Here is a 14,538-nt window from a genome sequence, read left to right as displayed (position 1 = left end):
AACCTTTTTGAAAAAGATTGCCCGCATAAAAGATATTGCCGAACAGGCAGGTGTGTCTGCCGGAACCGTTGACCGTGTGCTTCACAACAGGGGCAGGGTTTCGGAGGATGCAAAAAAGCGAATTAAAAAGGCGATGGAAGCGCTGGATTATGAGCCAAACATCATGGCCCGTGCCCTGGTTTCATCCGGAGAATATCGTATTGCGGCAATTATTCCCAACCCCGGTAATGACGAATATTGGAATGCTCCTTTCGCCGGGGTTGAGGAGGCTGCAGATCAGCTGCGCCAATATGGAGTGGTAGTTGATAAATTTCTGTTTAATCAGAAAGATTCGGAATCATTCAAAAGGGAAGCGCAGAAAGTCAGTTCGAGTCATTACAGCGGTATTTTGGTGGCTCCCATTTTTTATCGGGAATCGCTGGCTTTTTTGAATAAGTGGAAGCAGGAAAAGGTGCCATTTAATCTTTTTAATACGCATATTCCCGATTATGAACCGGTGGCCTATGTGGGGCAGGATTCCTATCAGAGCGGGTTGCTTGCCGGCAGATTACTCCATTACGGATGCAAGAAGCCGGGCACTTTTATGGTGGTTCATTTAGATGAGCAGGTAACCAACTCAACGCACCTGGTTCGCAAAGAACAGGGGTTTCTGGATTATTTTGAGGACCTTCGTTCTGATGGGTACCAGATCGTTCGTACGGAGGTAGATTTTTGGGAAGATACAACGCGTTTTAATCATCACATGAATAAACTGTTGGAATCAAATGCTGATTTGCGGGGATTTTTTGTCACCAACTCCCGCTCTTTTGTTCTTGCAGATTTTCTGATCAAACATAACCTGAAGCATTTTCAGTTGGTTGGTTATGACCTTTTGTTAAAAAACAGGGAACTGCTGAACAGTGGGGTTATAGATTTTCTGATAAATCAGAATCCGCATGGTCAGGGTTATTGGGGCGTGAAGCTTTTGGCGGACTACCTGGTGTTTAAAAAGCAGGTGGAGCAAATCAAATACCTTCCGCTGGATGTGGTAACCAAAGAGAATGTGCAGTATTATGAATGAGGGAGATTAGGGAGTGATATTTTATTTAAAAAGAGCAATGCAGGTTTTCTGTATTGCTCTTTTTTGGTTTATGCCAATTCAATGACTCCGAAAAAATCCGGTCGATGAAAGTTGGGGTCTTCAATTTCAATGGGGTTCCAGGAAATAAAATGGGGTTCGGGTGTTTTGTCCCCGCACTTGTAAAAATTTCCTTTGAGTTGCATTCCTGAAGTGAATTTCACCCCCGGATGATTGACAAAAGTGGCTGCTGGAATAATCAGGGTTAACTGGTACTCAAAACGGCCGCTTTGAGGTTCAATGGTTCTTCGTTTCAGGGTAGAATGTTTCTGGACGGCATCAATAGTTTCCGGATTCAGCAGTGTTCTTTCTTCTTTGTTGGCTCCCCACCCGATGAGTTGAGTGCCGATGCAATTGGTTTCTATATTGTAATAACCTTCATCGTCAAAGGCGCAGAAGAATTCACAGCAACTGTCTTCCCACACATTTCCGTTGGTTTCGGTTTCCATGGCTCTTATGTGCTGTTCCTGTACCTTAAAGTTCAGAAAAAGATGGTTTTCGTTGTAAGCCATGGCAAATGAAACCTGCGGTTGGTAAGGAAATTCTTTCCAGTTGACCGTTTCAATGGTTTCTTGCACTCCTTTTTCATCAAGGATTTCGACGATTTCCTCCGGCGATGAAAATAGTGTGTCTAAATATGGAATGGTGATTTTTTTCATGATGAGATAACTAGAGTCCGTTTTTACGTTTCTTGTTGTTCAATAATCTTTTGAATGACATCCCGGTTGTTTGTTGCGGTGTCACAATCAGCTTCCTTTTATCAGTTTAAAAATTTGTGTGAAAAGGGGTAAATCTGGAAGTAGAGTGAATCCGAAGGAAACACGCAAAAGCAGTGTGTCCCCTTTGACCATTACTGCTTTTGCGGTTCCGTTTCCGGACTATTTCTCAGTGAAGAAATCAGCAGGAGTAAGTTCTTTTACAGAACCGTCCGGCGATTGCCTTTTCAGGTTGAGGTTGTATCCTCCTCCGCCTTCCGTGAAATAAATTTTCACTTTATAAAGCCCCTTTTTCAAAGCAGCAGGTTCAATTACTGTTTGATTGGAATGGAGTCCGTCATTATCGATGAATTCCTGTTCGTTGAGGTACATTTTGCTTCCGTCGTCAGAGGAGAGATGAAAGTGATAAAGACCGTTCTTTTCAACAGGGAGGAGTCCTGAGAAGGTAAAACCAAAGGAAGCACTGTTCACAACCTCCGGAATCCATTTTGAAGTTACAATTCCGGTGTTTTCCGGTTGCTGTTCCTCCATTTGTTTTACGGTTCTGAAGAAACCTTCGTAATAACTGTATGTCAGACCGGTTTCTCCCGGAGTTATGTTCTCAATTGGAGCGGTGTAGGCTACTTTGGTAACCGGAATTTCCAATGTTTTACTGATCTCTCCTGTTGATGTTTTTACAGTAATGGCTTTTAATACTCCGGTTTTATCTACGGTTACAGGTTTTGTGTAAAGTGCTGATTCTGCTGTTGGCTCTGAGCCGTCAAGCGTATATCGGATTTCTGTATTTTTCAGCGGAGTGCTGAGTGCTATTTGGGTCGATTCCAGAAAACCTGCTTTAGCTGTGTTGGAGGAAGGCTTAGGAACTTCATAGAAGTAATTCACATCCAGAATATCCAGCCTTTTGTAGTGCTTTTCCAATCTGCTCAGGAAGTTGCTGTAATCTCTTTGCTCTTTTGGAGTCCAGACAACCTCAGAGAGCGCAACGGCGCGTGGATATACCATATACTCCACATGGTCGGCCGTTTTTACATATTCGGTCCATAAATTGCCCTGAGCGCCTAATATGTGTTTGGCTTCTTCATCTGTGAGGGCCTCAGGAACGGGGTGGTATGAATAAACTTTCTCGAGAGGCAGATAACCACCAATTCCCAATGGTTCATTTTCAGGATCAGTCTGGTAGTAATCCAGATAAAGGTGAGAATTGGGGGTCATAATTACATCGTGTCCCATCTTTGCAGCTTCAATACCTCCTGCTTCACCTCTCCACGACATTACGGTGGCACCGGGGGCCAGACCACCTTCCAGAATTTCATCCCATCCGATAATCTGGCGTCCATGTTTGTTTAGGAATTTCTCCATTCGGGTGATGAAATAGCTTTGGAGTTCGTGTTCATTCTTTAATCCTTCCCGGCGAATGCGGGCCTGACATTTGGGACACTCTTCCCATCGGTCTTTCGGAGCTTCATCTCCTCCGATGTGGATATATTCGCTGGGGAAAATGTCCATGACTTCGAGCAATACATTTTCCAGAAACTCAAAGGTCTTTTCTTCTCCGGCACAATAAATGTCCGGGAATACGCCCCATCGTTTGATCACTTCATAAGGCCCTCCGGTGCAACCCAGTTCAGGGTACGCGGCCAACGCTGCCGTTGCATGACCTGGCATTTCAATTTCCGGAATGACTGTGATAAAACGTTCTGCTGCATACGCCACCACTTCCCTTGCTTCTTCCTGTGTGTAATAGCCGCCATAGGGTTTGTTGTCGTATTCGAACGGGGTTTCTCCTCCATGTCCGATGAGGGTACCCTCTCTTTGACTTGCAATTTCCTGCAGTTTAGGGTATTTTTTGATTTCCAGCCGCCATCCCTGGTCTTCGGTGAGGTGCCAGTGGAATTTGTTCATTTTATGCATGGCCAGCAGGTCGATGTACTTTTTGATGAAGCTCACCGGGAAGAAGTGACGACCCACGTCGAGGTGCAATCCCCGATACTGAAATTGAGGTTCGTCTTTGATTTCCGCTGCCGGAACATTCCATGAAATTCCGTTCTGAACTGTGGATGACTCAATTTCTGCAGGCAGGAGTTGTCGCAACGACTGAACTCCGTAAAACAGGCCTATAGATTCAGGGGCTTCGATAATGACTTGATCATCAGAAACCGTCAGGTGATATGCGCCGGTCTCCCCTGAAATTTCAGGATTCAGTTTCAGAAATATGGTGTTCTTTGCCGCTTCTGTTGCCAACTCTGTGGTGAAAGCAAATCCGGTGGCCGGAGACAACAATTCAGACAAATATCCGGCGACTCCCAGGACTTCTTCATTATCGGAAGAAGTTAGAATTTTTGTGTCTCCGTTTAGTTTAAATTCTCCGGTTCCGGCAGTCATTTCCACCGGCAAGGGGATGATGGAAAGATCATCCTTAGTGGCCTTTTGAGAGTTGCACCCGGCAAAAAGAGTGATTCCCAAAGCCATTGAAAGTGTTAATAGTCCTTTTTTCATCAGTAAATAATTTATATAAGTTATTGGTCTGATTGAACTCGCATGGTTGATTGTTTACATTCTCTTTTGAGGCAACCGTTGCCATGCTCGTTTCATTGGTTTGAAATTTTGTGATTATCTGATAAATAGTTAATTCAAAGTTTTAGGTGTCAGGCAGTTTAAAAGTCCTGTACCTGAATAATTGTCGTTTCTCCCTTATAGATGGTCACATTGATGGCTTGCCCGTTGTAAACCACCGGAACATCCGTATCCACCGGCCCACTAATTTCTGCTGTGGTAAGGGCGCTATCGCTCCAGGATATGTTAATGGTATATCCACCCCGGGCCTTAAGCCCCTTTACAGATCCTTCCCTCCATTGTGAAGGTAATGCAGGCAGGAGTTCAATATTACCCTGATGTGATTGCAGCAACATTTCTGTTAATCCTGCGGTGCCACCAAAGTTTCCGTCTATTTGGAAAGGTGGATGATTGTCAAAAAGATTGGGATGGGTGGATTTTGTCAGCAAAGCTCTCATATTCTGATACGCTTCATTGCTGTCTTTGAGGCGTGCATAGAAATTTACCATCCAGGCCCGACTCCAGCCGGTGTGCCCACCTCCGTGTTTCAGGCGTTCTTCAATTACTTTGCGGGCAGCCTCCATCAGCTCGGGTGTTTTTTGCCATGAAAACTGACTGGAGGGATATAGCCCGTATAGATGTGACATGTGGCGGTGTCCGGGCTCGGCTTCCTTTAGTTCTTCAGACCACTCCAAAATGCGTCCGTCTTCACCAATTTCCGGAGGTGTAAGTTGTTTCAGCTGCCGGGTGATTTTTCGGGTGAAATGGTCTTCAGCATCTAAGACTTTGGACGCTTCAATTACCGATGAGAAGAGATGGTGAATAATCTGATGATCCATGGATGGCCCCATAACCACCGAAGCGCGATTGCCCTGTGGTGTGAAAAAAGTGTTTTCGGGAGACATGGAGGGGCCGGATACAAGCAGTCCGGTCTCAGGGTCTTTAACCAGGAAGTCGCTGAGGAAAAGGGCTGCTTCCTTCATTACATCAAAGCCATAATCCTTAAGAAATGTAGTGTCACGGGTGAATAAGAAATGCTCCCAGATGTGTGTGGTTGCCCAGGCAGCTCCCATCGGCCACATTGCCCATTGCGGTTGTCCCTGTGCAGTGGTAAAATGCCATGCGTCGGTGGTATGGTGAGCAGTAAATCCTCTGGCTCCATAGAGTGTTTTGGTTGTTTTCCGGCCATTTTCCCTGAGTTGTCCGATAAAATGCAGGAAAGGGAGGTGACACTCAGGAAGATTGGTGACCTCAGCAGGCCAGTAATTCATTTGTATGTTGATGTTGATGTGATAATCGGCATTCCAGGGAGGTGTTAATGTGCTTTCCCATAATCCCTGCAGGTTGGCCGGCATGGAACCCGGGCGTGATGATGAAATGAGCAGGTATCGCCCAAACTGATAGTACAATGAAAACAGAGCCGGGTCTTCAGCACCTTTTCGAAGTGCATTCAGTCGTTCATTCACGGGGAAATAGATGGCATCCGAAGTTCCCAGGTCCAGGGATACGCGATTGAACAGGGATTGATAATCACTTATGTGTTCCTTTCGGAGAAGCTCATAACTCTTTTCTGAAATATCATTCAGGTAGTTATTACACAGCAGGGTGGGGTCTTCTCCCCGGTAGTCTGTTGCTGCCACCTGAATCAACACTACTTCATCGGCACCTGTAATCTTTATGCGTCTGTCTGTAGCCTCTGTTTTCCCACCTTTGGCACGAATCTGAACCCGTGTTTCATAAGTAACCCCCTCTTTGTCATCCACTTTCTGATTCATGATGATGGTGTGCCCATCCACAGAGATATTCTCCCCATCACCGGGTCTGTTGAGCCTTGCCGTAAAAGAAATCTGGCCTGGTTGATCTGCCGATATTTTCATAATGGTGGCATTGGCCGGATTCGATGAAAAGTATTCTCTCGAGAAGTGAACTCCATCGGAGATAAAAGAGACCGAGGCAATTGCATCACTAAGATCCAACTGACGTTGATATTGGCTTATGGTTTCAAATTTCTCAAAATCAAGATAAAGATCGCCCAGGGTTTGGTAAGAGTTGGTGTTGTTTGGCATTCTGTCTTCCAGCAGGTGTCGGCGGACCAGTGTCTCTGCCTCTTCATATTGTTCCTCAAAGAGCAACGTTCTAATCTTGTTGATGTATTTATGTCCGTCCGGTTTGTCGGAGAATTCATCTCGTTTGGTCCAGATTGTTTCCTCATTTAGTTGGATTCTCTCCTTGTCTGTGCCCCCAAAAATCATAGCCCCCATGTGGCCGTTTCCAATGGGAATGGCCTCTTCCCATTGACTTGCCGGCTGATTGTACCACAACGTCAGCGGAGAGGGAGGATTGTCGGCAAACAGCAATGAACAGATTGCTGTGAGAAAGAGGAATATGAGAAGTGATTTTTTCATAAACATTTTACTGGTGATGGTTTTTACAATCGTTTTTAAGGTCATTTAGAGGCTGTCAAAAAAAGTATAAATCACACCAAAAGTGTCATGTTGAGCGTAGTCGAAACAGCTGTTTTTCAAACAAACAGATTCTTCGACAAGGTACCAATGACAGATTTTTACAACAATCGGAAAGTCAAGGTTGTAATTGTTGGCCCCCATTCGGGGACCTGATTCCAATCGTTCAGCCTTACCCCGGGTTATCGACCCGGGGTTATTAAAATTTGCCCCTTTCAGGGACAAGCCAATTCTGTCATTTACACATTATTCCCCAAACTTTTTTGGGGTAGGCACTCAGAATGACATTAAAATTGTACTTTTTGGACCGCCTCTTCTGTGTTATTCATCTATTGGTAATTTGAAAACCGGAGAAGGCTCATGTGCTTCCTGCATGGCAGCGCTGATTTTGCTTAACACCTCCGGATGATTTTCTGCCACATTCCTGGTTTCTCCCGGATTTGTATCCAGGTTGTAAAGTTCAATATTTCGGTTGCCTTCCGCCAGGTTATAGCGTAAACCTTTCCATTTTCCCATTCGAACTGCCTGGCGTCCGCCCAGCACCGGGAATTCCCAGTAAAGGTAATCATGCCGCGGTTGCTCTTTTCCTGTGAATTCGGGTACCATAGAGATACCGTCGGTGTTTTTTTCCGGTTGCTTTCCTGCGAGTTCACAAAAGGTGGGGTACATATCCCAAAAGGCTGAAATGTGATTTGATTCACGCCCGGGTTCGATCACATTTTTCCATCTGGCAATGAATGGCACCCGGATGCCCCCTTCGTACAGATCTCTTTTATATCCACGTAATGGTCCGTTGCTGTCGAAGAAATCGGGATCATTGCCCCCTTCCACATGTGTTCCGTTGTCGGATGTGAAAACGACGAGGGTGTTTTCATCCAACCCGAGATCTTTCAATAATTGCATTAATCTTCCGATATCCCGATCCATGTGAGTTACCATGGCGGCAAATGCAGCACGCGGATGTTGTTGTGCACCATAATGTCCTCCCGGAAACGGGTTTGGTTCCGGATACCGGTTGATAAATGGTTCCATGTATGCTTCAGGCAGACGCATTTCCGCATGCGGGATGGTATAAGCCAGATAAAGAAAAAAAGTACTATCCTGTTGCGACCGGATGTAATCGAAAGCTTTTTCTGTTTGTACATCGTGGCTATAAACTTTCTCCGGATATTCGATTTTTCGATCGTTTTCCCATAGATAGTCCACAAAATAATGGTGGGCGTGTCGCTGACAGTTGTAACCAAAGAAATAGTCAAATCCCATTTTTAACGGGTCACTTACCGATCCGGGATAGCCAAGGCCCCATTTCCCAATACAGGCTGTATTGTAACCTGCATCTTTTAGTTCGTGCGCGAGGGTGCGGGTATCTGCCGGCATGGGTTGCTGTCCTTCGGGTTGAATCTCGCGATTTCCTCGGACCGGGGCATGACCTGTATGCAAGCCTGTGAGCAGGGAGCATCTGGAAGGAGCGCAAACCGTACTGCCGCTGTAATGGCTGGTAAACCGGATGCCTTCTGCGGCAAGTTGGTCGATGTTGGGCGTTTGAAATTTCTCCTGCCCGTAACAACTAAGGTCTCCATATCCCAAATCGTCTGCCAGTATGTAGATAATGTTGGGCTTTTGAGGAGGCCTTTCTTTTGGTTGCCCGCAGCTGCTCATGGCCAGCAGGGCCATGGCAGCAGGAGCATATTTGAAAATGTTATTTTGCATGAGAGTCATTTTTCTTTGGCTTTTTGTATAAGTTGGTCTTGATCATTTGCTTCGACCGGAATCAGCGTGAAAGAATAGGTGTATTCTTTGTCCGGATACAACCGGTATTTATCAAGTGGCTGTGCTCCCCAGCTATTGATGCCTCCCAGACCTCGCTGGCCGTAATCTATATTCCAACGGATCAGGTCTCTTTCTTTTACCTGTGCAATGTGTTTTTGCTCCAGGTGTACAGGGCCGTACTCGTATCCTTCTCTTGCATCAAAATCAGCTGTGAGATAAGGCATGGCGGTCATTTCGAATCCTTCTCCCGGATGCTCTGCTGAAATGGCCATGAGTCCCACCCCTTTGCTGTTGGTGAGTGCCGCCCAACGAACTCCTGTCTTGTTTCCGTTTTCCTGAGGGCGCTCGTAAGGCACCATCTGATCTGATGCTTTTGAAGAATAAAGTCCCACAAAAGAAGCTGCCTTTCTGTCCACATAATTTTCCCATGGGCCGCGTCCAAACCAGGTGAGTTGATCAAATTCCCGGGGAAGAGTCAACACCATACCCACTCTTGGGATGTCATTGTTTTCAGTAGCTGAGGCTTCCAGCTTGTTGTTCAGTGTTACACCGCCATTGCCATGAATGGTGTAGGTAGTATGGAAACGGGTGTCGGTATCAGACAAATTCCATACAACAATGATCTGGTATTCACCTTTGCTATTTTTGACCAATTCAATACTTTCAAGCTTTTGGTTTTGGGTGGCCTTTTTCCAGTTGATGTTGTTCTTTGGCATTCCTGCTCCGAAATCATTGTCGTTGGGGGCTCTCCAGAAATCGGGCATTGGACCACCATTGTCAGTCAGAAGATCGGTTTTGTTCAAACGATAGCTGTTTATTCTTCCGGAGGTCTTTTCTATGGAAAGTGTCACTTTGCCGGTTTCAAAGACAAAGTTATCAGCTGTTTCCGTTTGCTTAACATCATATGCTAAGTTCCCAATTTCCGGGTGTTCTTCTTTCCAGGGGAGTTTAAACTGTTCCCGGGCAACTAAATGCCCTTTGGGAATAACTCCATGAGCTTCTCGGGAGGTTACTTCCAGTTCCAGGAAATACTCAGTGGCTGGTTTTGGGGAAATGCCGGAAATGTCGAAGGTGATGGTTTCTCCCAGATGAGGAGGTGTTTCCATTACGGGAAGATCAACCGTTTTCAATATTTTTCCGTCACTTTTAATGAAAGCGCTAATTTGATATTCTCTCAGGTTGGTGAAGTCATAACGGTTTTCCACCAGTATTTTGGCCGTTCTTTCGTTCAGACGCAATGGCTCAAAGGTAATCCACTCATGAGCTTTCTTTGCTTCCAGGAGGCCCGGCTGGGGGGTACGGTCGGCATTCACAATTCCGTTGAGCAGGAAGTTTCCGTCACTGGGCATATCTTCTCCAAAATCGCCTCCATACGCCATAATTTCGTTTCCTTCCCGATCTATCGAGCGGATGCCCTGATCGACCCAGTCCCAGATAAAACCACCCTGTAATTGCGGGTATTTATTGATGACGTCCCAGTAATCCTGAAAGTTTCCCATACTGTTTCCCATGGCATGAGCATATTCTGAGGGGATGAAGGGCCGGTCGAGCAATTTTTCGCCAAACCATTCAAAAGTGGATGGACCCGGATATTGAGGAACGATGATATCGGTATTCCATTCAAAATCGAGCGCATAACGACTTCCAACTTCGGTACGTTCATATTGAACCGGCCTTTTGCTCCTGTCTAATTCTTTGATGGCTTTGTACCCTGCATAGAAGTTAACTCCGTTACCCCCTTCGTTGCCCATTGACCAGATAATAACAGATGGGTGATTTTTATCACGCTCTACCATTCGGGTCATTCGTTCTACGTGAGCCTTTTCCCAGAGGGGATTTTTGGCCAGAGATCTGTCACCATAGCCGAGACCGTGCGACTCTATATTGGCTTCATCCACAATGTAAAGACCATGTTCATCGCATAATTCATACCAGCGCTCTGCTTGCGGGTAGTGTGCCAGACGGACTGCATTGAAGTTGTTTTGTTTCATGAGTTCGATGTCACGCATCATGGTCTCCTCATCCATAACATGGCCTGTTTCAGGGTGATGCTCATGAAGATTGGCTCCTTTGAGAGTGACGGGTACTCCATTGACGAGCAGCTGTCCCCTGGTGATCTCCACCGACCGGAATCCGATTTTACGGGTAGTGGATTCCAGAACTTCTCCACTTTCATCATAGAGTTGGATGATCAGGTTGTAAAGATTGGGGTGCTCAGCACTCCAGGGCTTGACATTCTCAATGGTGGCAGCCATTTTAACAGTGACTTCACTCATTTTTGGAAGTTTTATCGATTGCTTTTTGGCAACCACCTGGTTGTTGTTTGTCTCTGTCAGTTCCATGCCAACAGTAATGTTCTTATTGGCCGGCAGATGGTTTTTGATGTTCACAAAAAGGTCAAGGTTTCCGTGTTTGTAACTATCATCGAGGGTCGAAACGACTTCAAAATCCCGAATGCGTGTTTTGGGTTGACTATAAATCTCTACATCCCGTTCGATGCCTGAAATGCGCCAGAAGTCCTGACATTCCAGGTAGCTGCCATCGCTCCAGCGATACACTTCCAGTGCGACTGTATTCGGTTGGCCAGGATGAACAAGATCAGTAATGTCAAATTCAGCAGGCAGTTTACTTCCCTGGCTGTAGCCCACTTTTTCTCCGTTTACCCAGATGTAAAAGGCCGATTTTACGGCTCCCAGTTTGATATAGATCTGACGACCATCCCAGTTTTGAGGTACCTCGAAAGAGCGACGATAAGAACCCACCGGGTTATAATCGCGGGGTATTTGAGGTGGATTGGGCCCCTCTTTCATCTCAGTGACGGGAGTTCTGGGATCGGCAAACTCATATTGGATGTTCACATAGATGGGGATGCCAAAGCCCTCTACTTCCCAGTTGCCGGGTACTTTGATATTGTCCCAGTTGCTGATGTCGAACGATTCTTTGTAAAAATCGGTTGGGCGCTCAGATGGGTTTTTGGAAAAATGGAATTTCCAGGTTCCGTTAAGTGATTGAATATAGGGGGATTGCTCACCGCTTCTTGCCATGTTGGCATCAGGATAAGAGGTGAATGTAGCTCGTGCGGGCTCTTTGTTAATTTCCGTTACCAGAGGGTTTTCCCAGTCTGGGCGTTCGTTGCTTTGTCCTATTGCAGGGGCAAGGACTGCGAACAAACCGACTAATAGAATTAGTTTATGTGACATTCGGTATTGTATTTTTAATTGTTTCTTAATTATTTCTTTTGTTGTGTTTTAGGGAGCATTTGACTCTCCTGAAATAGCTTTACTTCCCGTTTTCAGGTTGTGGTTGAGAAACTCTGCATATATCAGGAAAATCTAATTTATTTCGGTGACCCAATAAATCTCGTGAATCTGGCTTTGTGATGGTTGATTGAAAATGGTGATGTTGTCAATTATCTTCTTGTTCCCTTCCGATAGTTCGGAATAAAGAATTGATGAATCATCAACAAAATGCACTGTTGCATTTGCAAAATCGCCAAGAATCACAACCGAGGTAACTTGTTGGTTTTCGGGGGCTGAAATTTTTATGGATTCTTTCGAAACCGGCAATTTGTAATATGAGGAGACAGTTTTGTCCGTCATTGCTCCCGGGCTGTTAACTCTTGAATTCTCGGGGATATCCACTTTAAACAGATCTGTTTTGAGAGCCACAGTCTTGTCAGATATGTTTATGTAGCGAACAAATCTTATTTTATCTTCTTCGTCCAGTCGTGCCTGCATCGTTCCCTCGTTGTTGCGGGTATCTATCTTTTTCCAGTCTGTTCCATTTTTTGAACCCTGGATTTCTCCGTATTCAGAAACTTCATTATTTCCAAGGATGGCGTGTACATAATTGGCAAAGATACCTTCAGGGAGTTCGATACCGATGAAATCGCCCGGGTTAAGCTTTAGGATTTCCAGTATGGGGTTGATTTTTATGTATTTTCCATCCCGGGTGAGCTGAAGATTGGTCAACGAGGTCATGTTGGTGATTGGTTTGAAGAAAGCTTCGCTGAGTCCTTTTGCAACCGGTTTTTCTCCGGTGATTATAGTATGAATTTCGGAAGCACGAAGTTGAAACAGGTTTTGTACAAAAGGTGTAAGAACCGTGCCACCCGTGACGCATCCCTGTGCCCATGGATCCGGTTCTCCGGCTTTTTTCTGAAGCTTACTATAGGTATCCATTTGCCTGAATTGCCCAAGCATCTTATTCAGTTCTGCAATCCGGGTTTTGGAAGATTCATTGGTTGTCCGGAGGTTATTGAGGAGTGTCGTTCCTGCTTCTCCAAGAGATTCAAATGAGTAGATCCAGTATTTTGTTTCTTCAAAAAAGGCAGGATGAGAATTTGGGAGTTCTTTCCTGAGTGTTGCCCCTGCTTCCTTTATTTTTTGAAATTCAGTGGTTATTTTCCGGTAGGTGTTGGGTTGGAAAACGCCGTCTTCTGCGTAGGAGTGCATAAACTCCTCAATAAAAGGGCGGATGTTTTCCGATTCTTCCCGTCTGTAATTATGTGTATTGGGCCCCTGATCGCTGTTGTGCATGGCAAAAGTTATCATGGCCTCTGATGATTCAGGGAAAAGACGTTCAATGCCTTCTTTCCAGGTGACTTCTGAATTAAAATCCTTCATGTTCCATGTATAGTCTGCCACTCCGAACAGTCCTATTTTTGAGGCCTCCGGTTTATCCATGGGATTGGATGTAAATCCTGAAAGAGATCCCTGATTTTCTTTATCCAGCCCGTAAACACGCCCCAGCAGCAAACGGGTGCGCACATAATCACTTACAGGCCAGTTCCACCAAATGAAAGGTTTTCGTTGAATTCTTTCAGTTATCCAATCGACACTTTCTTTGGTGATGTCTGCACAGACCGAGTTTCCGGTCCACATAATCCGTATGTCCTGATCCAATTCGCTTCCAAGTATTTGGAGGTAATCTCCTGATGACCAGGCTCTGTTGTATTGTGTGGGGCACATGATTAATGGTGTGACATCCTGTTTTTGGCTTACAAACTCCTGATTTAGGTAGTTCAGCATTTTGGCCTGCATTTTGGCATTGGTTCCTTCCCCGCTGATATCATCGAAGAACACCGCAAATGACCGAACACCCATATCATACATCAACTCAAATTTTTTACGGCAGGCTTCAAAATCATCGATGGTTCCATCTTCATCATTATCTGTCCAGTGAATATCTCGACCGGGGTGCACAGCCCATACATAATTTACATGGTTTTTTCCGGCCACTTTAACCAACTCTTCAATTTCCCGGGCTTTTTCTTCCGGATAGGGTTCTCTCCATTGGTCTGAAAATCCGTGGAATGGGTCATCTTTTGGGCCATAGATGTAAGTATTTAGCTTGTGCTTTCCATAGAATTCAAGTTGACTTAATCGATCTTTATGACTCCAGGGTTCTCCGTAAAACCCTTCAACAGAACCTCTGAACGGGACATCCGGCCAGTCAGTAATTTCAATTCCCGGGATTTGCAAAGGTTGATTTTCTTCCGGAACAATTTGTTTGATTGTCTGAAGTGCATAATAAAGGCCATCATAGTCGTGACCGGACAAAACAACGCTGTCTCCGGATAATTTAAGATAATATCCTTCCGGTTTTGACGGGGCTGATTTAATTGTATGATTTTTCGACTCTTCCCAAATTCCTGCAATAATGGTAATATTCAGATTTTTGAATAATCCCTGCAATTCTTTTGTAATATCCGGGTCTATGTTACTACTCAACTTCCAGGTGGTTTTTCCTTTCTCAGGAGCAAATTGATTTCCGGTGTAGGATGTTTTCTGTGGTGTTGGGAAAACATCAGGAATGTTTTGTCCAAAAATGGAAGCAGAAAATAAAAAACTGACAGAGAAAATCAGCAATTGTTTTATTGTAACTGGATGATTCATGAGTGCAATATTTTTGAAGTATT

General features: G+C 45.0%; 7 protein-coding genes. 1 reads left to right on the top strand and 6 read right to left on the bottom strand.

Translation table 11 applies throughout. The features are described from left to right. Positions 1–7: 7 nt before the first annotated feature. Positions 8–1,060, top strand: a complete 1,053-nt coding sequence (locus tag BY457_RS02055; RefSeq protein ID WP_106151675.1) for a LacI family DNA-binding transcriptional regulator — start codon at positions 8–10, stop codon at positions 1,058–1,060. Between the two features lie 68 nt (positions 1,061–1,128). On the opposite strand, the gene BY457_RS02050 is transcribed toward BY457_RS02055, so the two are convergent. The 6 genes from BY457_RS02050 to BY457_RS02015 form a co-directional block, all read right to left on the bottom strand. Next, a complete protein-coding gene (locus BY457_RS02050; RefSeq protein ID WP_106151674.1) occupies positions 1,129–1,776 on the bottom strand; it encodes a carbohydrate-binding family 9-like protein in 648 nt (215 codons plus the stop codon). 219 nt (positions 1,777–1,995) lie between these two features. After that, positions 1,996–4,329, bottom strand: a complete 2,334-nt coding sequence (locus BY457_RS02045; RefSeq protein ID WP_258176517.1) for a family 20 glycosylhydrolase — start codon at positions 4,327–4,329, stop codon at positions 1,996–1,998. A gap of 158 nt (positions 4,330–4,487) precedes the next feature. After that, positions 4,488–6,791 (bottom strand): glycoside hydrolase family 95 protein, encoded by a 2,304-nt coding sequence (locus BY457_RS02035; protein WP_106151915.1) that lies wholly within the window; start codon positions 6,789–6,791, stop codon positions 4,488–4,490. 378 nt (positions 6,792–7,169) lie between these two features. Beyond that, positions 7,170–8,558 (bottom strand): arylsulfatase, encoded by a 1,389-nt coding sequence (locus BY457_RS02025; RefSeq protein WP_258176515.1) that lies wholly within the window; start codon positions 8,556–8,558, stop codon positions 7,170–7,172. 5 nt (positions 8,559–8,563) lie between these two features. Beyond that, a complete protein-coding gene (locus tag BY457_RS02020) occupies positions 8,564–11,818 on the bottom strand; it encodes a glycoside hydrolase family 2 TIM barrel-domain containing protein (protein ID WP_106151670.1) in 3,255 nt (1,084 codons plus the stop codon). A 132-nt stretch (positions 11,819–11,950) separates the two neighbouring features. Further along, positions 11,951–14,515: a beta-N-acetylglucosaminidase domain-containing protein gene (locus tag BY457_RS02015; RefSeq protein WP_106151669.1), complete on the bottom strand. Its 2,565-nt coding sequence runs from the start codon at positions 14,513–14,515 to the stop codon at positions 11,951–11,953. Positions 14,516–14,538: the final 23 nt, after the last annotated feature.

This window comes from Marinilabilia salmonicolor, from assembly GCF_003003035.1.
GTDB classification, from domain to species: domain Bacteria; phylum Bacteroidota; class Bacteroidia; order Bacteroidales; family Marinilabiliaceae; genus Marinilabilia; species Marinilabilia salmonicolor_A.
This window is presented reverse-complemented; position numbering and strand designations above follow the sequence as displayed.

Excerpts from the sequence above, each read along its gene's own strand:
- BY457_RS02050 (WP_106151674.1), bottom strand. The coding sequence starts at position 1,776 with ATGAAAAAAATCACCATTCCATATTTAGACACACTATTTTCATCGCCG.
- BY457_RS02045 (WP_258176517.1), bottom strand. The coding sequence starts at position 4,329 with ATGAAAAAAGGACTATTAACACTTTCAATGGCTTTGGGAATCACTCTT.
- BY457_RS02035 (WP_106151915.1), bottom strand. The coding sequence starts at position 6,791 with ATGAAAAAATCACTTCTCATATTCCTCTTTCTCACAGCAATCTGTTCA.
- BY457_RS02025 (WP_258176515.1), bottom strand. The coding sequence starts at position 8,558 with ATGCAAAATAACATTTTCAAATATGCTCCTGCTGCCATGGCCCTGCTG.
- BY457_RS02020 (WP_106151670.1), bottom strand. The coding sequence starts at position 11,818 with ATGTCACATAAACTAATTCTATTAGTCGGTTTGTTCGCAGTCCTTGCC.
- BY457_RS02015 (WP_106151669.1), bottom strand. The coding sequence starts at position 14,515 with ATGAATCATCCAGTTACAATAAAACAATTGCTGATTTTCTCTGTCAGT.